This window comes from Acidovorax sp. 107 (assembly GCF_003058055.1).
In the GTDB taxonomy this organism is placed as follows: domain Bacteria; phylum Pseudomonadota; class Gammaproteobacteria; order Burkholderiales; family Burkholderiaceae_C; genus Acidovorax.
Genome location: NZ_QBTZ01000001.1, coordinates 425,586 through 447,670 on the forward strand (window position 1 = coordinate 425,586; position 22,085 = coordinate 447,670).

General features: G+C 66.9%; 23 protein-coding genes. 10 read left to right on the forward strand and 13 right to left on the reverse strand.

Going from position 1 to position 22,085, the window contains the following annotated elements; translation table 11 throughout:
* Positions 1-70 precede the first annotated feature (70 nt).
* Both panC and panB read right to left on the reverse strand, forming a co-directional pair.
* A complete protein-coding gene (panC, locus tag C8C99_RS02080; RefSeq protein ID WP_108624805.1) occupies positions 71-910 on the reverse strand; it encodes a pantoate--beta-alanine ligase in 840 nt (279 codons plus the stop codon).
* Between the two features lie 34 nt (positions 911-944).
* The gene (panB, locus tag C8C99_RS02085; protein ID WP_108624806.1) at positions 945-1,826 is read right to left on the reverse strand and encodes a 3-methyl-2-oxobutanoate hydroxymethyltransferase; all 882 of its coding nucleotides are present in this window, start codon (positions 1,824-1,826) and stop codon (positions 945-947) included.
* Positions 1,827-1,992: 166 nt separating this feature from the next.
* Between panB and nadC the strand changes: the two genes are divergently transcribed.
* The 7 genes from nadC to C8C99_RS02120 all read left to right on the forward strand — a co-directional run bounded on the left by nadC (position 1,993) and on the right by C8C99_RS02120 (position 9,161).
* Positions 1,993-2,841, forward strand: coding sequence for a carboxylating nicotinate-nucleotide diphosphorylase (gene nadC / locus C8C99_RS02090; protein WP_199226282.1), 849 nt, complete (start codon positions 1,993-1,995; stop codon positions 2,839-2,841).
* The gene (gene nadA, locus C8C99_RS02095) at positions 2,838-3,968 is read left to right on the forward strand and encodes a quinolinate synthase NadA (protein ID WP_108624808.1); all 1,131 of its coding nucleotides are present in this window, start codon (positions 2,838-2,840) and stop codon (positions 3,966-3,968) included. The genes nadC and nadA overlap by 4 nt, the downstream gene beginning before the upstream one ends.
* Positions 3,969-4,043: 75 nt before the next feature.
* Positions 4,044-5,849, forward strand: a complete 1,806-nt coding sequence (gene pabB, locus C8C99_RS02100; protein WP_108624809.1) for an aminodeoxychorismate synthase component I — start codon at positions 4,044-4,046, stop codon at positions 5,847-5,849.
* Between the two features lie 425 nt (positions 5,850-6,274).
* The gene (locus tag C8C99_RS02105; RefSeq protein WP_108624810.1) at positions 6,275-6,475 is read left to right on the forward strand and encodes a hypothetical protein; all 201 of its coding nucleotides are present in this window, start codon (positions 6,275-6,277) and stop codon (positions 6,473-6,475) included.
* 136 nt (positions 6,476-6,611) lie between these two features.
* Entirely contained in the window at positions 6,612-7,367 is a 756-nt protein-coding gene (locus C8C99_RS02110) for a hypothetical protein (RefSeq protein ID WP_108624811.1), read from the forward strand.
* Positions 7,368-7,535: 168 nt separating this feature from the next.
* Positions 7,536-8,012, forward strand: a complete 477-nt coding sequence (locus C8C99_RS02115; protein WP_108624812.1) for a CBS domain-containing protein — start codon at positions 7,536-7,538, stop codon at positions 8,010-8,012.
* 75 nt (positions 8,013-8,087) lie between these two features.
* Complete coding sequence (locus C8C99_RS02120; protein WP_108624813.1) at positions 8,088-9,161, forward strand: SDR family oxidoreductase; 1,074 nt, start codon at positions 8,088-8,090, stop codon at positions 9,159-9,161.
* A 21-nt stretch (positions 9,162-9,182) separates the two neighbouring features.
* Here C8C99_RS02120 and C8C99_RS02125 read toward each other — a convergent pair whose 3' ends face one another.
* From C8C99_RS02125 to C8C99_RS02170, 10 genes are all read right to left on the reverse strand, one after another.
* Entirely contained in the window at positions 9,183-9,542 is a 360-nt protein-coding gene (locus tag C8C99_RS02125; protein ID WP_015015454.1) for a 5-carboxymethyl-2-hydroxymuconate Delta-isomerase, read from the reverse strand.
* 76 nt (positions 9,543-9,618) lie between these two features.
* Complete coding sequence (gene bioF / locus C8C99_RS02130; RefSeq protein WP_108624814.1) at positions 9,619-10,839, reverse strand: 8-amino-7-oxononanoate synthase; 1,221 nt, start codon at positions 10,837-10,839, stop codon at positions 9,619-9,621.
* Complete coding sequence (gene bioD / locus C8C99_RS02135) at positions 10,836-11,507, reverse strand: dethiobiotin synthase (protein WP_108624815.1); 672 nt, start codon at positions 11,505-11,507, stop codon at positions 10,836-10,838. The genes bioF and bioD overlap by 4 nt, the downstream gene beginning before the upstream one ends.
* Positions 11,507-12,832, reverse strand: a complete 1,326-nt coding sequence (gene bioA, locus C8C99_RS02140; RefSeq protein WP_108624816.1) for an adenosylmethionine--8-amino-7-oxononanoate transaminase — start codon at positions 12,830-12,832, stop codon at positions 11,507-11,509. Before bioA ends, bioD begins: the two co-directional genes overlap by 1 nt.
* A 2-nt stretch (positions 12,833-12,834) precedes the next feature.
* Positions 12,835-13,215 carry an aspartate 1-decarboxylase gene (panD, locus tag C8C99_RS02145; RefSeq protein ID WP_108624817.1) on the reverse strand — a complete coding sequence of 127 codons (381 nt, stop codon included), beginning with the start codon at positions 13,213-13,215 and terminating at the stop codon, positions 12,835-12,837.
* A gap of 62 nt (positions 13,216-13,277) precedes the next feature.
* Positions 13,278-13,652, reverse strand: coding sequence for a 6-carboxytetrahydropterin synthase (locus C8C99_RS02150; RefSeq protein WP_056636973.1), 375 nt, complete (start codon positions 13,650-13,652; stop codon positions 13,278-13,280).
* 25 nt (positions 13,653-13,677) lie between these two features.
* Entirely contained in the window at positions 13,678-14,313 is a 636-nt protein-coding gene (gene queE, locus C8C99_RS02155; RefSeq protein ID WP_056746775.1) for a 7-carboxy-7-deazaguanine synthase, read from the reverse strand.
* Positions 14,314-14,455: 142 nt separating this feature from the next.
* A complete protein-coding gene (gene nadB / locus C8C99_RS02160; protein WP_108624818.1) occupies positions 14,456-16,042 on the reverse strand; it encodes an L-aspartate oxidase in 1,587 nt (528 codons plus the stop codon).
* Between the two features lie 62 nt (positions 16,043-16,104).
* The gene (locus tag C8C99_RS02165; protein WP_199226284.1) at positions 16,105-16,968 is read right to left on the reverse strand and encodes a ScpA family protein; all 864 of its coding nucleotides are present in this window, start codon (positions 16,966-16,968) and stop codon (positions 16,105-16,107) included.
* Positions 16,969-17,032: 64 nt separating this feature from the next.
* Positions 17,033-17,239, reverse strand: a complete 207-nt coding sequence (locus C8C99_RS02170; RefSeq protein WP_056636960.1) for a DUF3460 family protein — start codon at positions 17,237-17,239, stop codon at positions 17,033-17,035.
* Between the two features lie 76 nt (positions 17,240-17,315).
* Here C8C99_RS02170 and C8C99_RS02175 point away from each other — a divergent pair, with 76 nt between their 5' ends.
* Positions 17,316-17,828, forward strand: coding sequence for an outer membrane protein assembly factor BamE (locus C8C99_RS02175; RefSeq protein WP_108624819.1), 513 nt, complete (start codon positions 17,316-17,318; stop codon positions 17,826-17,828).
* Between the two features lie 146 nt (positions 17,829-17,974).
* Positions 17,975-18,616: a YitT family protein gene (locus tag C8C99_RS02180; protein WP_056636955.1), complete on the forward strand. Its 642-nt coding sequence runs from the start codon at positions 17,975-17,977 to the stop codon at positions 18,614-18,616.
* A gap of 84 nt (positions 18,617-18,700) precedes the next feature.
* On the opposite strand, the gene metG is transcribed toward C8C99_RS02180, so the two are convergent.
* The gene (gene metG, locus C8C99_RS02185) at positions 18,701-20,791 is read right to left on the reverse strand and encodes a methionine--tRNA ligase (RefSeq protein ID WP_108624820.1); all 2,091 of its coding nucleotides are present in this window, start codon (positions 20,789-20,791) and stop codon (positions 18,701-18,703) included.
* A 174-nt stretch (positions 20,792-20,965) separates the two neighbouring features.
* Between metG and C8C99_RS02190 the strand changes: the two genes are divergently transcribed.
* Positions 20,966-22,084, forward strand: coding sequence for an SMP-30/gluconolactonase/LRE family protein (locus tag C8C99_RS02190; protein ID WP_199226286.1), 1,119 nt, complete (start codon positions 20,966-20,968; stop codon positions 22,082-22,084).
* Position 22,085: the final 1 nt, after the last annotated feature.

Below are 22,085 nucleotides of genomic sequence, written 5' to 3' on the forward strand. Positions count from 1 at the left end.
GTGAGTTGAAGCGTTTTTGGCTGGAAGCGCTAGTGGATCATGCCTGAGTAGCTATAAAAATGGTAGCTAATCAGAACTCCAAGTTGTCAATCAGCCGCGTGCTGCCCAGCCGCGCAGCACCCAGCGCTACCAGCGTGCCTGCAACATCGTCGGCCGTGGCGGGCAGCAGGTCCGCCCGGCGGCGCACCGTGAGGTAGTCGGGCGCCCAGCCCCGCGCGCGCAGCGCGTCTTGCGCCTGGGCCTCCAGCGCGCTGCGGTCGCTGGCGTCCAGCCACTGCTGCGCCAGCCGCTTCAGGGCCTGCGACAGGGCCACGGCCTCCTGGCGTTCTTCCAGGCTGAGGTAGCCGTTGCGCGAACTCAGCGCCAGGCCATCGGCCGCGCGGCAGGTTTCGCCCGCCACGATCTCGATGGGCAGCGCAAACTGCCGCACCATGTGGCGGATCACCATGAGCTGCTGGTAGTCCTTCCTGCCAAAAACCGCCGTTCCGCCAGTCTGGCCCAGCACGCAGGCAAACAGCTTCATCACCACCGTACTCACACCCACAAAAAAGCCGGGGCGGAAGTGGCCTTCGAGCATGTCGGCGAGCCGCGGGTCGGGGTGCACCTTGAAGGTCTGGGGCTCGGGGTAGAGGTCGGTCTCGCGCGGGGCAAACAGCACATCGCATCCGGCGGCCTGCAGTTGTGCGCAGTCGGCCTCCCAGGTGCGGGGGTAGCTGTCAAAGTCCTCGTGGGGCAAGAACTGCAGGCGGTTCACAAAGATGCTGGCCACGGTCACGTCGCCCAGGGGTTGGGCCTGGCGCACCAGGGAAATGTGCCCCTCATGCAGGTTGCCCATGGTGGGCACAAAAGCCGGGCGGCGGTAGGGGGCCAGGGCCTGGCGCAGGTCGGCAATCGAGCGGGCAATCAGCATGGGGTGGGAAGGGTCAGAGAAATAGGAAAAAGGCTCACCAGGCGTGCACAGCGTTGTCCGGGAAGCGCCCTTGCTTCACGGCCTGCAGATACGCCTCCATGGCGCCGCGCACGCTGCCCGCGTCCTGCATGAAGTTGTGGACGAACTTCGGCATCTTCCCGAGGTTCATGCCCAGCATGTCGTGCAACACCAGCACCTGCCCGGCCGTGCCGTTGCCCGCGCCGATGCCAATGGTGTGGCAGTGCGGCAGCTCGGCCGTGAGGTCGGCTGCCAGTGTGGCGGGCACCATCTCCAGCACCAGCATGGCGGCGCCTGCGTCCTGCAGTTCATGCGCCTCTTTGCGCAGCGTGCGGGCGGCATCGTCGGTCTTGCCCTGCACGCGGTAGCCGCCCAGCGCGTGCACCGTCTGTGGCGTCAGGCCCAGGTGGGCGCACACCGGCACGCCGCGCTGCACCAGGAATTCCACTGTGGGCGCGGTCCAGCCGCCACCTTCGAGCTTGACCATGTGCGCCCCGGCCTGCATCAGCACACAGGCGCTGCGGAGCGCCTGTTCGCGGCTTTCGGCATAGGTGCCGTAGGGCAGGTCGGCCACCAGCCAGGCCGTGCCCTGCACGCGGTGCAGGCCGCGCGCCACGCTGGCCGTGTGGTAAGCCATGGTGTCCAGCGTCACTCCCACCGTGCTCGGCAGGCCCTGGCACACCATGCCCAGCGAGTCGCCCACCAGAATGCATTCCACCCCCGCCGCATCGGCCACGGCGGCAAAGGTGGCGTCGTAGGCGGTGAGCATGGTGATTTTTTCGCCCGCTGCGCGCATCTGCGCCAGGCGCGGCAGGCTCACGAGGCGGCGCTGGGGCAGGGGCGATGCAGGCGGCAGCGTGCCGTAGGGCGTGGCAGAAACAGGGCTGGTGGCGGTCATGGAGCGCAGTGGGGCCAAAAAATTGCCGCGAGTCTATGCGACCAATACTGGGTGTACTTATTGGTTTCCGGCGCGGGCAGGGCGGGCCTGCGCTGGCACAGTGGCCTTTGCGTTCCCGGTATGCTCGCGGCCCATGAAAGCAGCGTTACCCCCAGAAATAAGCCCCATGAGAGACAACGATGTAGACGCCCTGGCCCAGGCCGACGTGGCCCGCGCCCTGGCTGAAGACGTGGGCACTGGCGACCTTACCGCCGGCCTGATCGACCCCGCCCGCCGCGCCCGTGCGCGCATCCTGGCGCGCGAAACCGCCGTGATCTGCGGCGCCCCTTGGGCCGAAGCGGCCTTGCGCGCACTCGACCCCACGGTGCAGATCACCTGGCACGTAGCAGAAGGCCAGCGCTGCGCCCCCGACCAGGTGGTGCTGGAGATGGAAGGCCAGGCCCGCGCACTGCTGAGCGCCGAGCGCACCGCACTCAACTTTCTGCAGCTGCTCTCGGCCGTGGCCACCAAGACCCGCACCTATGTGGATGTGGTGGCTGGGACCCGCGCTCAGATCGTGGACACGCGCAAGACCATTCCCGGCCTTCGCTTGGCGCAGAAATACGCCGTGCGCGTGGGCGGCGGCACTAATCACCGCATTGGCCTGCACGATGCGGTGTTGATCAAAGAGAACCACATTGCAGCCGCCGGTGGCGTGACGGCGGTGCTGCGCGCCGCACAGGCCGTGGCCGCGCAGGCGACCTTCATCGAGATCGAAGTCGAAACCCTGGAGCAACTGACCGAGGCGCTGAACGCGGGCGCCAAGATGGTGCTGCTGGACAATATGCCGCTGCCCATGCTGCGCGAGGCCGTGCGCATCAATGCAGGCCGGGCCATTCTGGAAATTTCGGGCGGTGTCACGCTCGACGGCCTGCGCGAACTGGCCGAGACCGGCGTGGACCGCATCTCCATCGGCACGCTGACCAAGGACGTGAAGGCCACCGACTTTTCGATGCGCCTGCAGGAGCTGGCATGAGCACCGCGACCCTGAACCGCATCGACGTCGAATACGAGCAGCCCGACGAGGCGGCATCGGGCGCCGTCTGCTCCACCAAACACGCCTGGGCGCGCGTGCCGCCCGAGCCCTCGCAGGCAGAGCGTGCGGCGCTGAAAGACAAGATCCGCCGCCTGCTCAAGGAAAAAAATGCGGTCATGGTGTCGCATTACTACGTGCACCCGGACCTGCAGGACCTGGCCGAGGAAACCGGTGGCCTGGTGAGCGACTCGCTGGAGATGGCCCGCTTTGGCCGCGACCACGCGGCGCAGACGCTGGTGGTGAGCGGCGTGCGCTTCATGGGCGAAACGGCAAAAATTTTGAGCCCGGAAAAGACCGTGCTCATGCCCGACCTGGATGCCACCTGCTCGCTGGACCTGGGCTGCCCCATCGACGAATTCAGCGCGTTTTGCGACCAGCACCCCGACCGCACCGTGGTCGTCTATGCCAACACCAGCGCGGCCGTGAAGGCGCGTGCGGACTGGCTGGTGACCTCCAGCTGCGCGCTCGACATCGTGAGTGCGCTCAAGGCGGCAGGCCAGAAAATTTTGTGGGCGCCCGACCGCCACCTGGGCGCCTACATCCAGCGCGAAACGGGCGCTGACATGGTGTTCTGGAACGGCGCCTGCATCGTGCACGACGAGTTCAAGGCGCTGGAGCTGGAGCTGCTCAAGCAGCAGCACCCCGCCGCCAAGGTGCTGGTCCACCCCGAAAGCCCCGCCGACGTGGTGGCTCTGGCCGACGCCGTGGGCTCCACCAGCGCCATCCTCAAGGCTGCGCGCGAGATGGATGCCACCGAGTTCATCGTGGCCACCGACAACGGCATGATGCACAAGCTGCGCACGCTCAACCCTGCCAAGACGTTCTACGAAGCCCCCACGGCGGGCAACAGCGCCACCTGCAAGAGCTGCGCGCACTGCCCCTGGATGGCGATGAACGGCCTGGCCGATGTGGCGCGGGTGCTGGAAACCAGTGCCAACGCCGTGCATGTGGACCCTGCCCTGATCCCGCGTGCGCGCCAGCCGATTGACCGCATGCTGGCCTTCACGGCGGCGCTCAAGAACGGTCAGCCCACCGGCGCACTGGTGCCCCATTTGGGCGCTGCCTGAGAGCGCACGACGTGTTGATGTTTGCTCATTTTTTGATAGCTATAGGTGCATGATCCACTAGCGCCTCCGCCTGCTTTGACCCATAGTTGCCGCATTGACTTTACCCAGCCGCTGACTGCGGGAGCCGCGCGCCTGCGCCACCGGTTCGAGGCACCGCGCGAGGTGCTGGTGGCCCATGCATTGCACGAGGTACGCAGCGTGCTCGACGCCGTGTTCGCCGCCGCCCAGCAGGGCCGCTGGTGCGTGGGCCATGTGCGTTACGAGGCCGCGCCGGCCTTTGATGCCGCATTGCAGACCCACGCGGCCGATGGCCCGCTGGCCTGGTTTGCGGTGTACGACGCGCCCCAGCCCGGGGCAGACGATGCGGCGGATGCTGCAGCGGCCGCTGCCCCTGCGCAGGTGGTGTGGAACGACAGCCCCGAGCGCGAGGCGTTTGACGCCGCGCTGGCGCAAATCCAGCAGGCCATCGCAGCGGGCGAGCTGTACCAGGTCAACTACACCGCGCCCTTTCGCGGCACGCTGCAGGGTTCGCCTCAGGCCTTGTTTTCTGCGTTGCTGCGCGCCCAGCCCGGGGGCTATGCTGCCTACCTGCAGGCGGGTGACGAGCAGGTGCTGTCAGTGTCGCCCGAGCTGTTTTTTGACTGGCAGGACGCGCCGGAAGGCGGCACCCTGCTGGCCCGCCCCATGAAGGGCACGGCCCCGCGCGGCGCCACCCCCGAGCAGGACGCGCAGCAGGCCGAGCACCTGCGCACGGCGCCCAAGGAGCGTGCCGAGAACGTGATGATCGTGGACCTGCTGCGCAACGACATGTCGCGCATTGCGCTGCCGCACAGCGTGCACGTGCCCGCGCTGTTTGCCACGCAGGCCTTGCCCACGGTGTGGCAGATGACCTCGGACGTGACGGCGCGCACGCGGCCCGGCACCACCCTGACGGATGTGTTTGCGGCGCTGTTCCCTTGTGGCTCCGTCACGGGGGCGCCCAAGGTGCGCGCCATGCAGACGATCCGCGCACTGGAGCCCGCGCCGCGCGGGGTGTATTGCGGCGCCGTGGGTGTGGTGCGTCCGGCCGGGCTGCCCGATGCGCAGGGCCAGCATGCCGTGGCCGCGACCTTCAACGTCCCCATACGCACCGTGGTGCTGCGGGCCGAAGGGGCGCAGACCCGCGCCACGTGCGGCATTGGCAGCGGCATCACCTCGGGCGCATTGGCCGATGCCGAGTGGAATGAGTGGCAGCACAAGCGCGCGTTTGTCGAGCGCGCAAGCCAGCCCTTTGACCTGCTCGAAACCATGGCGCTGCAGGCCGGGACCTTCCGGCACCGGAATGAGCACCTGGCACGCCTGCAGTCGGCGGCGGCGCACTTCGGTGTGCCCTGGGATGCGGCGGCGGTATCGCAATGCCTGCAGGCACTGGCGGCAGGCCACGCCGAAGGCGCATGGCGCGTGCGCCTGCTGCTGGGCGCCACGGGCACACCCCGGGCCGAGGCCTTTGCCCTGCAGCCCACAGCCGAGCCCGTGCGCCTGCAACTGGCCCCGCGCACGCTGGCCGAGGCCCACAGCGAATTTGTGCGGTACAAGACCACGCGCCGCGCGCACTACGCGGCGTTTGCCCCCACCATGCCCGGTGTGTTCGACACCGTGTTGTGGAACGCGGCAGGCGAGATCACCGAGAGCACCTTTGGCAACATCGCTGCGCTCATCGACGGGCGCTGGGTGACGCCGCCACTGTCCTGCGGTCTGCTGCCCGGCGTGGGCCGCGCCGTGGCGCTGCGCGAGGGCCGGGTGACGGAGGCCGTGCTGCGCGTGGCCGATGTGCCCCGCGTGCAAGGCTGGGCGTTCATCAACAGCCTGCGCGGCTGGCTGGCCGCCACGCTGGACGCATAGGACGGCCCTTCGCCCGCCACCGCGCCGCTGGCTTCCAGGGCTTCGGTGATGGTGGCGGAGCGGTTCACCCGAGGGGCTGAATGCGCCCAGGTCGCAGGCGCGGCGCCCCGCCCAAGGGCGCCAGGATGTGGCGGAGGTAGCGCGCCCTCCCCGCGCCCTCCCCAGGTGAGCGAAGCCCGCTGTGGCACTGCAGATTGCTGCACGGACCTCAGCCTTGCCAGGCCCCGCGACGCTGTCTGGCAACCCTTCGCTTGCATCCCGCTACCTCCTGTGTGCCTGCTTACACCGCATCGCACCAGGCCCACAGGCCTATCGGACACGGCCTACAAAAAGCGCTGTAGTGCCCCGCGAACATGAACCTACACACGGCGCCTCTCCAAGGCTTCGTGTGGAACGTTTCATTCAACCCTTCGACAGGAGCCAACATGTCTCAGCAGAACCAGCAGAACCCGCAAAGCAAGCCCTCCACCCAGCGCCAGTCTCCGGCGGAGCAGCGCCAGGCAGAGCAGAGCACGGGCAGCAACTCCCAGCGCCAACAAGGCGCCCAGAACGAAGTCGACTCGCAACAGCGAGGCCATGACCAAAAGCAGCAGGGCGGCCGCGATTCGCAGAAAAGCCAGCCTTGAGGCCGTGATGGAAGGCGGCGCGATGGCTACGTGATTGCGGCCTGCCCAAAGGCACGGCTCCGCGCCACGCGGCCTCCCTCCGCCTTCTCCAGTTTTCTTCTATTTCACTTTTCCCATTGACCGCAAGGAGAACACCATGGGCTACAGAGACAGCGACGACAGCAATTTTTCGCGTCACGGCATGGGCCGCGATGCCGATGACATGCGCTTTAACGAGCGCGGTGACCACCAGGGCTACGGCAGCGACGACCACCGTAGCGGCGGCCCTGGCGGTTACCGCCAAGAGCTCGAGGGCCGCAACGATCATCGCAGCGACCGGTATGACCACGAACGCTACGGCCAGTACGGCCTGACCCGGGGCGGTGGCGGTGCCTACCGCAGTGAATCACAAGGTTACCCCTCGCGCGCCAGCCGCGATGCGGGTGGTTGGTATGGCTCGCAGAGCCGCTCTGGCTATGACCAGGACCTTGACCGCCCACAGCGCGCGTGGGCCGCGCCGTACGAGAGCCAGGCTTTTCGCGACGCAGAAGGTCGTTTTGCTTCGCCCTATAGCGAGGGCGACCGGGGCCAGGGCTCCGATGGCAATGCCTACGGCTTCACCCGCAACGCGCCCCCCGCGCTTCAGAACCGGGGTCATCGCGATCCCGACTACCAGCAGTGGCGCGACGAGCAACTGCGCATGCTGGATGACGACTACGACAGTTGGCGCAAGGAGCGTTACCAGAAGTTCTCCGATGACTTCAGCCAGTGGCGATCCAGCCGCACCCCCGGTACATCGGGCCAGTCGTCGCAAGGCCAGCACAACCAGAAGGGCTCGGGCGCGAACAACGCTTCCGGCGGTACGTCCAGCGGCTCCCAGGGCAACACCGCCAAATCCAAGGACGCGACTTGACCGTGGCGCCTGACCCCGCCCGAACGGGGGCGGATGCCGGCTCTCGGGCCGGGGGATGCGTTTGCGACCCCCGGCCCGATCACCGGCCGGGTTGGCCCTGCCTACCGGTCAACGGCTTTTCTTTGTTTTCCCTTCGTTCTCATCCCACAGCAGCTTCAAGGAGTCCCCATGCAAACCATCGTTGATGTCATGACCCGGGGTATACGCACTGTCGCTCCGAGCGACACCGTGACGCAGGCAGCGCAAGCGATGCGCGAACTGGACGTGGGTGCCCTGCCGGTCTGCGACGGTGTACGGCTGATGGGCATGCTGACCGACCGCGACATCGTGGTACGTGGCGTGGCGCAGGAGCGCGTGCATGCACTGGTGAGTGAACTGATGTCTGAGGGCATGCTGTATTGCCATGAGCACGACGCAGTGTCTGCCGTGCTCGAGTCGATGCGCAGCCAGCAGGTGCGCCGAATCCCGGTGGTGGACAAGGAACAGCGGCTGGTGGGAATGGTGTCGCTGGGCGACCTGGCCACCCGGGGTAACGAGGACGACCAGACAGCGAGCGCACTGCGTGGCATTTCCGAGCCGTCGCAGCCCCATCGCGGCGGACTGTCCGCAGCCAGTGGTGCTGCGGGTGGCGGGCAGACGGACTGATGCTGCCCGCAGCGCCCTGGCTTGTATTGATTCCCTTATCCCAACGCCTTCCTTGCGGCAGAAAGACATGACGCCATGACCACCTCCACCCTCCCGCGTTCCCGCCCACCCAGGGCAACCACTGCCAGCGCCACGGCGAAAGAGACTGCAGACAAACACCGCGCGGTCCAGGCCCGTCAGGACCTGCGCGACCACGACAAGGCTGCGCAGAAAAAGGCCGCTGCTGCCCAGGCAACATCGGCGACCACCACACGTGCCCGCACCCGGCGCGCTGCGCCCGGGCCAGGCCATGACGAGCCCACCCCACCCTTGCCGCGCCAGCATCTGGACAAACCCGGCCTCGAAGCCGACATGCAGCTCAAACCCCGCTACCAGGCCCAGCACTATCGGGGCAGCGGCAAGCTCGATGGCATGGCGGTGCTGATCACGGGAGGAGATTCCGGCGTTGGCAGGGCGGTGGCCGTGCTTTGCGCCCGTGAAGGCGCGGATGTGGCCATTGCCTACCTGGATGAACACGAGGACGCGCGAAAGACCTGTGAACTGATCGAGACTGAAGGCGGGCGCAGTCTGGCGCTGGCGGGCGACGTGAAGGATGTGGACTTCTGCAACCAGGCGATCGGCCAGGTCGTGAAGGCGTTTGGCAAGCTCAATGTGCTGATCAACAACGCGGCGTTCCAGGAGCATGCCGCTTCGCTCGACGAATTGACCGAGGAACGGTTTGACGAGACGTTCCGCACTAACATCTACGGCTACTTCCACATGGCCAAGGCGGCGCTGCCGCATCTGCAACGCGGCGATTCGATCATCAACACGGGCTCGGTCACGGGCCTGCGGGGCAGCAAGGAGTTGCTGGACTATTCGGCCACCAAGGGCGCGATCCGTGCCTTTACCAAGGCGCTGGCGCACAACCTGGCCGACCGGGGCATTCGCGTGAACGCGGTGGCGCCGGGGCCGGTGTGGACACCGCTGAACCCCGCAGACCGCCCCGCCGGGGAGGTGGAAAATTTTGGTGCCAAAACGCACCTGGGCCGCCCGGCGCAACCCGAGGAAATCTCGCCCGCCTACGTGTTCCTGGCGGCGCCGTGTTGCTCCAGCTACGTCACGGGCATCGTGCTGCCGATCACCGGCAGCGCAGGCGACGGGGCCTGAGGCCGGTGAACGCGGGCCGCGTCAGAGCCGCTCTTTGGCGTACGAACCCCGGTCCATATCGACGATCTCCACACTCAGCTGCACCAGCACGCCCTGCGGCCGGGGTGTGCGCTCGCGCAGCACTGCGGCAATGAGGTCAGACAGTTCCTTCTTGGCCTCGGGCGTGCGCCCGGCGAGCAAGCGCAACTGGGCATGCACAAACGCGCGGTTGGCAGGCGCAATACCGATCTCGAAGCTGTCGGCCACGATAAAGCGCGTCTTCAGGTCGGCTTCGTCCTGCACCTGGGGATGGGCGCACAGGGCGGCGTTGAGGGCGGTCAGCGTTTCGGCCTCGGGGTAGTGGGGCAGATTGGCCGAGTATTCGATGGTCAGGTGGGGCATGGAATCGTCTCGTTGGATGGATGGGGAAGGGCCTGCGTAGGCAGGTGGCCTGGGCTGTGCATGGTACTGCGGTGCATCAACGGCTGAGTGACAGCGTTGCCAGCGCATGCAGCGCCTCTATCAACTGCGCCACGTCGTCGGTGGTGTGAGCGGCCGACAGCGCAATGCGCAGCCGCGCCGTGCCTGCTGGCACAGTGGGTGGGCGGATGGCAGGCACCCACAGGCCCCGGGCGCGCAGGCCATCCATCAGCGCCAGCGCGGCTTCGTTGCTGCCAATCACCAGCGCTTGCACCGGCGTATGCGAGGGCAGCAGGTGCCAGCCCAGCGGTGCGGGCAGTGTGGCCAGGCCCTGGCGCAGCTGCGCGATAAGCCCGTGCAGATGTGCGCGCCGGTCGTCGGCCACCTCCATGATCCGCAGGCTTTGGCGCAGCGCACTCGCCAGCAGCGGCGGGGCGGCGGTGGCAAAGATGTAGGTACGCGTTTTTTGGAGCAGCCATTCGATGAGGGCCGCGTCACCCGCCACAAAGGCACCGGCAACGCCCGCTGCCTTGCCCAGCGTGGCCATGTAGAGCACGCGGCGTGAGGCGTTGGGCCCCGTCAGCCCGGCCTGTGCCAGACTGCCTCGACCTTGGGGGCCCAGCACGCCAAAGCCGTGGGCATCGTCCAGCAGCAGCAGGGCGTCATAACGCTCGCACAGCGCCAGCAGGGCCGGGATGTCGATCAGGTCGCCGTCCATGCTGAACACCGCATCGCTGATCACCAGCTTGCGCCGTGCAGGGCTGGCGGCGAGTTGCGCCTCCAGCGCAGCCAGGTCGGCGTGTGGGTAGCGGTGGATGGTGGCGCGTGACAGGCGGGCGCCGTCGATCAGGCAGGCGTGGTTGAGCGCATCGGAGAACAGCGCATCGCCGTCGCCCACCAGCGCAGGGATGATGCCGGTGTTGGTGGCATAGCCCGCATAAAAGTACAGCGCGCGGGGCAGTTGCACGTAGGCGGCCAGCTCGTGCTCCAGCGCGTCGTTGGCGGCGCTGTGGCCGCTGACCAGGGGCGAGCCGCCCGAACCCACGCCAAAGCGCTGGGTGGCCTCGCACGCGGCCTGGGCCAGTGCGGGGTGGCTGGCCAGGCCCAGGTAGTCGTTGCTGCAAAAGGCCAGCATGGGCTGGCCATCCACCAACAGGCGGGCGCCATCTGCAGGTTCGACCACGCGACGGCGGCGCAGCAGGTGGGCGCGTTCAATGTCTGCCAGGCGCGCGGGGATTTCGTCGAGCCATGACGACTGTGGCGCCGTGGGGCTTGTCATTGCCAGTCCTTGGGCAGGTTAAACACCAGGCTGCCGGGTTCAGGCAGTTCCTGGTACGGCACATCGGCCAGCAGCGGTGCATTCAGGCGCGCGCGCAGGTAGTCGACGTTGTCTTCGACCGCCTCCATGTCGGGGTCCATGCGGTTGGCCACCCAGCCCGCCAGCGTGAGGCCGCGTGCGCGGATCGCCTCGGCCGTGAGCAGGGCGTGGTTCAGGCAGCCCAGGCGCAAGCCCACCACCAGCACCACGGGCAGCGCCAGGGCCTGGGCGAGGTCGGCGCCCGTGAGTGCGTCGGTGAGGGGCACATGAAAGCCACCTGCACCCTCCACCACCACGGCGTCGGCCTGCGCGGCGAGCGCCTGGTAGCTGCGCACGATGGCGGCGATGTCGATCTGCACACCCGCCCGCGCCGCCGCGATGTGGGGCGAAAGCGGGTCGGGCAGCAGCACGGGGTTGTCCAGCGCTGGCGGCACGGCCAGGGTGGAGGCCGAGCGCAGGGCGATCGCGTCTTCACTGGCCCAGTCGTCCCCCCAGGGCACCAGGCCAGCCGCCACGGGCTTCATGCCCACCACGCGGCCGTGGTGGCGCGCCAGCGCGTGCAGCAGCCCGGCGGACACCAGCGTCTTGCCGACACCGGTATCGGTGCCGGTCACAAAACATCCCATCATCAACTTTCCTCCTGCAGGGTGGCGTTCAGCGCCTCCAGCGCGCCATGGGCCAGGCATTGCACCGCCTCGTCGTCGAGCACATAGGGCGGCATGGCGTACAGCGTCTTGCCAATGGGCCGCAGTACCAGGCCGCGTGCCATGGCGTGCTGGTGGTAGCGGCGCGCAAAGTCGGGAAGGGGTGTGTCTATATCCCAGGCCCAGATCATTCCGAGGTGGCGCGCATGCCGCACGCGCGGGTGCTGGTTGAGCGATGCGCAGGCGGCGTCGATGCGCTGCGCCAACGCCCTGTTGGCGTTCAGCGCATCCAGCTGCTCAAACAACTCCAGCGTGGCCAGCGCCGCGCGGCAGGCCAGCGGGTTGCCGGTGTACGAGTGCGAATGCAGAAAGCCACGCGCCACGTCGTCATCGTAGAACGCGGCATACACCGCGTCCGTCGTCAGCACGGCCGACAGGGGCAGCGTGCCGCCCGTGAGGCCCTTGGACAGACAGATGAAATCCGGCCGGATGCCCGCCTGCTGGTGCGCGAACATCGTGCCTGTGCGGCCAAAACCCACGGCGATTTCATCGACCACCAAGTGGACCTCGTAGCGGTCGCACAGTGCGCGCGCCAGGCGCAGGTATTCAGGGTCGTGCATGGCCATGCCTGCTGCGCATTGCACCAGGGGTTCAACGATGAAGGCGGCGGTGGTGCTGTGGAGCTCTTGCAGCCACGCTTCCAGCGCCGCAGCGGCGCGTCGGGCTACATCCTGCGCGGTTTCGCCCGGGCCTGCGCCGCGTGCATCGGGGCTGGGCACGGTGTCGGCCAGGCGCACCAGGGGCGCATAGGCCTCGCGGAAGATGGCGATGTCGGTCACGGCCAGCGCGCCCACGGTTTCGCCGTGGTAGCCGCCCGCCAGGCCCACAAAGCGGCTCTTGGCGGGGCGGCCGGTGTTGCGCCAGTAGTGCGCGCTCATCTTGAGCGCAATCTCGGTGGCGGCCGCGCCGTCGCTGCCGTAGAACGCGTGGCCCAGGCCGGTGAGTGCGGCCAGGCGCTCGGACAGTTCCACCACGGGCGCATGCGTGAAGCCCGCCAGCATCACATGGTCCAGCCGGCCCAGCTGGTCCACCAGCGCGGACTGGATGTGCGGGTGGCTGTGGCCAAACAGGTTGACCCACCAGGAGCTGATGCCGTCCAGGTAACGCTGGCCGTCGGTGCCATAGAGCCATGGACCCTGGGCGCCGGTGATGGCCACGGGCGGCTGGGCCTCGTGCCGCTTCATCTGCGTGCAAGGGTGCCAGACGCTGGCCAGGCTGCGGGCCACGAGCCCGTCGTGCGTGGGCTGCATGGTCAGACGGCCTGGGTGGGCACGGCGTGGCGCAGCGCGGTCTGGCGGTTGTGCTCGTCCACGAAGACCAACTGAGGCTGGTGCGTGCCCACCTGGTCTTCATGCACCTGCGCAAAGGCCGCAATGATGATGAGGTCGCCTGCGGATGCGCGGCGTGCGGCCGAGCCGTTCACCGAGATCATGCCGCTGCCGCGCTGGCCCTGGATGGCGTAGGTGACAAAACGCTCGCCGTTGTTGATGTTCCAGATGTGGATCTGCTCGTTCTCGGCGATGTTGGCGGCGTCCAGCAGGTCTTCGTCGATGGCGCAGGAGCCTTCGTAGTGCAGCTCGCACTGGGTTACGGCCACGCGGTGGATCTTGGATTTGAGCAGGGTGCGGAACATCGGCTTCCTTGGGTGAAGTCTGTGAATGGGGGAGGGCCTGCCGGCGGCAGTGCCGTGGCCAGTCAGGGCTGGGAGAAGTCCAGCGCGCAGCTGTCGCCCAGTGCCTCGCGCCACACGCGCACGCGGCTCACGCTGGCGCGCAGGTCGGCGGGCAGGGCCTGGGCGATGAACAGGCAGAGGTTTTCCAGCGTCGGCGTGCCCAGGCCGGGCACTTCGTCCAGCATGTGGTGGTCCAGCTGCTCGCGCACCACGGCCAGGCCCTGGCGCAGCAGGCCCAGGTCCAGCACCATGCCGGTGGCGGGGTCGCGCGGGCCGGTCAGGAACACTTCGGCATGGTAGGTGTGGCCGTGCACGCGGCGGCTGCCTTCGGCCTCGATCTCGCGGCGCAGGGTGTGGGCGGCGTCGAAGAAGAAGCGCTGGGAGATGGTGAACAACATACGGAAACCAGAAAAGAAAACCGCGTCACCTGATGCCGGTGAGCTTGTGGGTTTGCAGGCTGAGGCGCCATGCGGGGTGGGCCAGGCAGGCGTCAATGCAAGCGGCGGTGTTCTGCCGCTGCAGCAGTCCATCCATGGGCTGCAGAAAGCGGTGGGTGAACTGCGTGTCCTGCTCCAGCGCCTGCAGGTCAAAGCCGGGCTGGGGCCAGACGAGTTTCAGCTCCTGCCCGCTGCGCTGCACCCACGGCGCGCCGGCCTTGGGGCTGATGCACAGCCAGTCGATGCCTTCGGGAGCGGCCACGGTGCCGTTGCTTTCGACGGCAATGCGGAACTGCTGGGCGTGCAGCGCGTCGATCAGCGCCGCATCCACCTGTAGAAGCGGCTCGCCGCCCGTCAGCACCACCAGACGGTGGCCCGCGCCCGCAGGCCATTGGGCTGCGATCAATTCGGCCAGTGCAGTGGCCGTCTCGAACTTGCCGCCCAGCGTGCCGTCCGTGCCCACAAAGTCGGTGTCGCAGAACTGGCAGATGGCCTGCGCGCGGTCTTGCTCGCGGCCCGTCCAGAGGTTGCAGCCCGCAAAGCGGCAGAACACGGCGGGCGTGCCCGCCTGGCCGCCTTCGCCTTGCAGGGTGTAGAAAATTTCTTTGACGCTATATGTCATGCATGTCCTTGCGCGTTGTTTGCTGAGGCATCGGCCCATGCAACTGGCGCGGCCAGGGCGAGGGACACCGAGCAAGGGCCGCCCCGCAGTGAGGGTGTCGTCCACCTTGAGGGGGAAGGCGCGAAGCGACTCAGGGGGTGTTTCATTTCACCGGGGGGACGAGGATGGTGGGGGCAGCTGGGGCGGCGACTTCGGGGTAGTCGCGGCTGAAATGCAGGCCCCGGCTTTCGCGGCGCAGCTGGGCGCTTTTCACGATCAGGTCGGCCACCTGCACCAGGTTGCGCAGCTCCAGCAAATCGCGTGTGACGTGAAAGTGCGCGTAGAACTCCTGGATCTCGCCCTGCAGCATGGCGATGCGGTGCGCGGCGCGCTCCAGGCGCTTGTTGGTGCGCACGATGCCCACGTAGTCCCACATGAAGCGGCGCAGCTCGTCCCAGTTGTGCGAGATGACGACGGACTCGTCGGCATCGGTCACGCGGCTGTCGTCCCACGCGGGCACGGTGGGCAGCTCGGTGGCCGGGGCTGCTGCAATCGTCTGCGCGGCGGCGCGCGCGAACACCATGCATTCGAGCAGCGAGTTGCTGGCCAGGCGGTTGGCGCCATGCAGCCCCGTGCAGGCCACCTCGCCCACGGCGTAAAGGCCGGGCAGGTCGGTGCGGCCCGCCAGGTCGGTCAGCACACCGCCGCAGGTGAAGTGGGCCGTGGGTACCACGGGGATGGGTTCCTTCGTGATGTCGATGCCCAGCGACGCACAGTGCGCGAGGATGTTGGGAAAGTGCTCTTGCAGGAACGCGGGGCTCTGGTGCGAGATGTCGAGGTGCACGCAGTCCAGCCCGTGCTTTTTCATCTCGAAGTCGATGGCGCGGGCCACCACGTCGCGCGGGGCCAGCTCGGCGCGTGGGTCGTGGTCGAGCATGAAGCGTGTGCCACCCGCCGAGGGGGGCAGCTTGAGTTGCCCCCCTTCGCCGCGCACCGCCTCGCTGATGAGGAAGGACTTTTCGTGCGGGTGGTACAGGCCCGTGGGGTGGAACTGGATGAACTCCATGTTCGCCACGCGGCAGCCCGCGCGCCAGGCGGCGGCAATGCCGTCGCCGGTGGCGGTGTCGGGGTTGGTGGTGTACAGGTACACCTTGCCCGCGCCGCCCGTGGCCAGAATGGTTTGGGGGGCGCGGAAGGTGACGACCTCATCGGTGTCGCTGTCCAGCGCATACAGGCCCAGGCAGCGGTTGCCGCTCAATCCCAGCTTGCGCGTAGTGATCAGGTCCACCAGCGTGTGCTGCTCAAACAGCGTGATGCCGGGTGTGCTGCGCACCACGTCGATCAGCGTACGCTGCACGGCGGCGCCGGTGGCGTCGGTCACATGGGCGATGCGGCGCGCGCTGTGGCCGCCTTCGCGCGTCAGATGCAGCTGGTCGCCTTCGAGCGTGAAGGGCACGCCCAGACCGCGCAGCCAGGCGATGGACTCGGGCGCGTTCTCCACCACAAAACGCGTGGTGGCCAAGTCGCACAGGCCGGCACCGGCCACCAGCGTGTCTTCGATGTGCGCGGCAAAGCTGTCGTCATCGGCCAGCACGGCGGCGATGCCGCCCTGGGCCCAGCCGCTGGAGCCATCTTGCAGCGTGCGCTTGGTGATCACGGCCACGCGGTGGGTGGGCGCCAGGTGCAGGGCGGCGGAGAGGCCTGCGAGGCCGCTGCCTACGATGAGAACGTCAAAGTCGTGGGATGCCATGGCTTGCGGGTGAGGGGGTAATGCCACGGCCACCGGCCAGGGCGGTGAACAGTGGGGTGGCTCTAGGCCGGCGTGTAGGCCAGGCGCACGTAGATGGGGGCGAAGGCTTCGGCCTGCGTGATCTCGATCAGCGTCTCTTTGGCCAGTTCCAGCAGCGCGATGAAGGTCACCACCAGCACGGTGCTGCCTTTTTCGGGCTCGAAGAGTTCTTCAAACTCCACAAAGCGGCGGCCCTGCAGGGTCTTGAGCACCATGCTCATGTACTCGCGCACGCTCAGCTCTTCACGCGTGATCTTGTGGTGCTGCACGAGCTTTGCGCGCTTCAAAATGTCGCGCCAGGCGTCCTGCAGCTCCACCACGTGCACGTCTGGGAAGCGCGGCTGCAGGCTTTGTTCGATGTAGACCTGGGCCTTCAAAAAGTCGCGGCCGTACTGCGGCATCTGCCCCAGGCGGGCGGCGGCCATCTTCATCTGCTCGTATTCGAGCAGGCGGCGCACCAGCTCGGCGCGCGGGTCTTCGGGCTCCTCGCCGCCTTCCTGCTTCTTGGGCGGCAGCAGCATGCGCGACTTGATCTCGATGAGCATGGCGGCCATCAGCAGATACTCGGCCGCCAGTTCCAGGTTGCGGCTGCGGATCTCGTCCACATACGCCAGGTACTGCTTGGTCACCCCCACCATGGGGATGTCGAGGATGTTGAAGTTCTGCTTGCGGATCAGGTACAGCAGCAAGTCCAGCGGGCCTTCAAAGGCCTCCAGGAAGACTTCGAGCGCGTCGGGCGGGATGTACAGGTCCTGCGGCAGCGCAAAGAGCGGCTCGCCGTACAGGCGCGCCAGGGCCACCTGATCGACCACATCGGGCATGCCCGCCCCGTCCAGCGAGGGCGCGCCGGGCGAGTCTGCCGCTGCGGCTGCGTGCGCGGTGGTCATGGTTTGCTATTGAATCAGTAGCTGCCAGCGCAATGAATACCTGCGCTAGCGGCTCAAATGATGTTCAATCGGCGTTGGTCTGGTACACGTAGGGCTTCTGGGGCACCTGGGCGTCGCGATACTCGCCCCAGATCTTGCGGTCCACCTGCTTGTCCCACAGCAGGGCACGGCCGGTTTGTTGCTGCTGGTCCAGTTCGGGGCGGCTCGCCTTGAGCTGGTTGATGAACTGGGTGGCGTCGGATTGGTAGTCGGGGCGGCGGAAAATAGACATGGACTGTGAACTCTTTCTTGGAACGCGTCAGGCACAGTGATGCACCGAAGGTCCAAGATTTTACCGGGACGAATTTATGCGCTTGATATATCGTGCCGCTGCCCTGGCAGCCGCCACCTGTTCCGTGCTGGCGCTCACCGCCTGCGACCCGCAACGCATCAGCGAACTCAAGGAGGGCGTCTCGACCGAAGCCGACGTGCGCGACCGCTTCGGCGCCCCCGAGAACGTGTGGGACGAGCCCGGCGGCGCCCGCACCTTCGAGTACAACCGCCAGCCTGCCGGCCAGGTCAACTACATGATCACCATCGGCCCCGACGGCCGCATGACCGCGCTGCGCCAGGTGCTCACGCCCGAAACCTTTGCGCGCGTGTCGCCCGGCATGCGCATGGACGAGGTGCGCCGCCTGCTCGGCAAGCCCGCCAAGGTCACGCCCTACGAGCTGAAGAAGGAGACCTGGGCCGACTGGCGCTTCCTGGAGGCACCCAACCAGTCCAAGGTCTTCACGGTGGTCTATGGGCCCGACCAGTTTGTGCTGCGCACGCAAACGGGTGCGGACACGGAGGCGCCGGAGTTCAAGGGCGGCCAGTAGCGGCGCTGGCGCCGCCTGGCGCGTTGTTTGCTTCTTGCCTTGTGTACAGAACGCCGACTGCGCGCCGGGTTGTCACGGGGTGCCAAGCACTCCATCGATGAGAAGACCCCCGCGCTTTTGCCCACGCACCCCATCACTGAACGCCCATGCCCGACACCCCGCCCACCGCCGACGACGCCGCCCCGCAGGTGTCCACCCTGCGCCATGGCGCCTTTGAAGACGCTCAGGCCCTGTTCGCGGGCACCCTGTTCGTGGCCATGGCGCTCATGTTGTTCAACCAGGCGGGGTTGCTGGTGGGCGGCACGGCGGGCGTGGCGTTCTTGCTGCACTACGTCACCGGCATTTCGTTCGGCAAGCTGTTCTTTGTGGTCAACCTGCCGTTCTACTGGTTCGCCTGGACCCGCATGGGGCGCGAGTTCACGATCAAGACCTTTGTCTGCGTGGGCCTCCTGTCGCTGCTGACCGAGCTGTTCCCGCACGTGATGCATGTGGACTATCTGAACCCGCTGTTCGCCTCGTTGCTGGGCGGGTTGCTGCTGGGCACGGGCTGTCTGTTTCTGGCACGCCACCGCTCCAGCCTGGGCGGGGCTACGGTGGTGTCGCTGTACCTGCAAGGCCGCTACGGCATGCGTGCGGGCAAGGTGCAGATGATGATCGACGGCACCGTGGTGCTGCTGGCATTGTTCGTGGTGCCGGTGGAGCGCGTGGCGTATTCGGTGCTGGCAGTGCTGGTGATGAGCGGGTTCCTGTGGATCAGCCACCGGCCGGGGCGGTATGTGGGGCATTGAACAGGCCCCCCGCACTGGGCGCCGCACGGACAAAAAACAAAGGCCCGTTAAGGGCCTTTGTGGTTTAAGCGGCGCCTTGCGCGCTCAGCGCACGCGCATGCCGGGCGTGGCGCCCGGCCAGGGGTTGAGCACGTAGATGCCGGGGTTGGCCTTTTCGTCGCCATGGCTGGCGGCCAGCACCATGCCTTCGCTCACGCCAAACTTCATCTTGCGCGGGGCCAGGTTGGCCACCATCACGGTGTGCTTGCCCACCAGATCTTCGGGCTTGTAGGCACTGGCGATGCCGCTGAACACGTTGCGCGTGCGGCCCTCGCCGACGTCCAGCGTCAGGCGCAGCAGCTTGGTGGAGCCTTCGACCAGCTCGCAGTTCACGATCAGCGCAATGCGCAGGTCGATCTTGGTGAAGTCGTCGATGGTGATGGTGGGGGCGAGTTCCTCGCCACCGGGGGCTGCTACGGTTTCAGTAGCTGTCGGTGCAGATTCTGCCTGCACTGGAGGCTCAAACAATGCCTCGAGTTGCTCTGGCGTCACGCGCTGCATCAGGTGCTGGTAGGGCTGAATGGCCTGCACTTCGCCCGCCAGGGTCCACTGCTGCATGTTCACGCCCACAAAGCCTTGCACCGCCTGGGCCAGGCCCGGTAGCACCGGGGCCAGGTAGCGGGTGAGCGCAGCGAAGGCGTTGACCAGCACCGAGCACACCTGGTGCAGTGCCTCGTTGTTGGCAGCGTCCTTGGCCAGGTCCCAGGGCTTGTTCTGGTCCACGTAGGCGTTGACCTTGTCGGCCAGCAGCATGATCTCGCGCGTGGCCTTGCTGTATTCGCGGGTTTCGTACATCTGCGCAATCGCGTCGCTGGCACCGCGCACCTCGGCCAACAGGGCAGCGCCTGTGGTGCCAAAGTTGTGGGTCAGCTTTCCGTCAAAGCGCTTGGTCAGGAAGCCCGCCGCACGGCTGGCGATGTTCACATACTTGCCGATCAGATCGCTGTTCACCCGGAGCATGAAGTCTTCGGCATTGAAGTCGATGTCTTCGTTGCGCGCGCTAAGCTTGGCCGCCAGGTAGTAGCGCAGCCATTCGGCATTCATGTTCAGGCTCAGGTACTTGAGCGGGTCCAGGCCGGTGCCACGGCTTTTGCTCATCTTTTCGCCGTTGTTCACCGTGAGGAAGCCGTGCACGAACACGTTGTTGGGCGTCTTGCGGCCGCTGAAGTGCAGCATGGCGGGCCAGAACAGGGTGTGGAAGGTGACGATGTCCTTGCCAATGAAGTGGTACTGCTCCATCGCCGGGTCGGCCATGTAGGCGTCGTAGCTTTCGCCGCGCTTTTCCAGCAGGTTCTTCAGCGATGCGAGGTAGCCCACGGGCGCATCCAGCCACACGTAGAAGTATTTGCCCGGCGCATCGGGGATCTCGATGCCGAAGTAGGGCGCGTCGCGGCTGATGTCCCAGTCGCCCAGGCCTTCGCTGGTCGTGCCATCGGGGTTGGTGCGGACGGTGAACCATTCCTTGATTTTGTTGGCTACCTCGGGCTGCAGTTTGCCGTCTTGGGTCCAGTTCTCCAGAAACTCCACGCAGCGCGGGTCCGAGAGCTTGAAGAAGAAATGCTCGGAGTGTTTCAGCTCGGGCTTGGCGCCGCTCAGGGCCGAGAAGGGGTTGATGAGGTCGGTGGGCGCATACACCGAGCCGCACACCTCGCAGTTGTCGCCGTACTGGTCCTTGGCATGGCACTTGGGGCATTCGCCCTTGATGTAGCGGTCGGGCAGGAACATGTTCTTCTCGGGGTCGAAGAACTGCTCGATGGTGCGCACCTCGATCAGGCTGCCGTCTGCGCGGTCGCGCAGGTCGCGGTAGATCTGCCGGGCCAGCTCGTGGTTTTCGGGCGCGTCGGTGCTGTGCCAGTTGTCAAAGCTGATGTGAAAGCCGTCCAGATACTGCTTGCGGCCCGCTGCAATGTCGGCCACGAACTGCTGGGGTGTCTTGCCGGCCTTTTCGGCGGCGATCATGATGGGTGCGCCGTGGGTGTCGTCGGCCCCCACAAAGTTGACCGCGTTGCCCTGCATGCGCTGAAACCGCACCCAGATGTCGGCCTGGATGTATTCCATGATGTGGCCGATGTGGAAGTTGCCGTTGGCGTACGGCAGGGCGGTGGTAACGAAGAGTTTGCGAGCGGATGACGTCATGAAAAGCGGCTTTCTCAGGCGGAACCCGCGATTTTAGGCGGTCGGCAGCATCCCTGGCCATTGCGGGCCCTGCACAGGCCTGCCCAGGTCGCGCAGGCGCCAATCAGGGCGTGCGTGCAGGCCTCCGGTGGCGCCACAATGCCCCGCATTCCAACAATCAACAGGAGACAACACATGGCCAGCACATGGGCAAAACGGGTGGGATGGGGCGCGGGTGGCGCCGTGGTGGCGGTGGCCGCATACCTGGCGGCGTGGCCGGTCCCCATTCAGCCGGTGGCATGGACCGCACCTGTGGCCCCTGGCTACCAGGGCGTGCATGCGCCCAACCAGCGCTTGGCCCGGCTGAACATCATCGACCTGAAGGGCGAGGTGGGCCCGGAGCACATCGCCTTGGGCAAGGACGGCAAGCTCTACACCACGGTGCTCAGCGGCAACATCCTGCGCATGAACCCCGACGGCTCGGGCCAGGAGGTGTTTGCCAACACCGGCGGGCGGGTGCTGGGGTTTGACTTTGACGCGGCGGGCCACTTCATTGCGGCCGATGCAGTCAAGGGCCTGTTGTCCATCGCGCCGGATGGCAAGGTCACCGTGCTGGCCGACAAGGTGGGCGGCAACGACCCCATTCGCTATGCCGACGCGGTGGTGGTGGCCCAGAACGGCAAGATGTACCTGAGCGATGCCTCCACCCGCTTTGCCCCCAAGGACTGGGGCGGTACGTTTGAAGCCAGCGTGCTCGACATCCTGGAGCAGGCCAGCACCGGCCGTGTGATCGAATACGACCCCACCACACGCAGCACGCGGGTAGTGGCGCGCGGCATCAGCTTTGCCAACGGCGTGGCGCTGAGCCAGGACGAAAAGCACCTGTTCGTCAACGAGACCGGCAAATACCGGGTGTGGAAGATTGCGGTGGACGCGAATGATCTGGACATCGCCCAGCCCGGCCCCCAGGCCCGCGTGCTGCTGGACAACCTGCCCGGCTACCCCGACAACCTGATGCGCGGGCAGGGCGGCAAGGTGTGGCTGGGTTTTGCCAAGCCGCGCGGGGCGGCCATTGACAACATGGCGGGCAAGCCCTGGCTGCGCAGCCTGACCCTGCGCCTGCCGCGTGCGCTGTGGCCCATTCCCCAGCCCTACGGCCATGTGATCGCGTTCACCGACGATGGCAAGGTGGTGGCCGACCTGCAAGACCCGAGTGGCGCTTACCCTGAGACCACGGCCGTCACTGAGACGGCCGATCGGCTGTATGTGCAAAGCCTGCACGCGCACGGCCTGGGGTGGCTGCCCAAGCCATAGG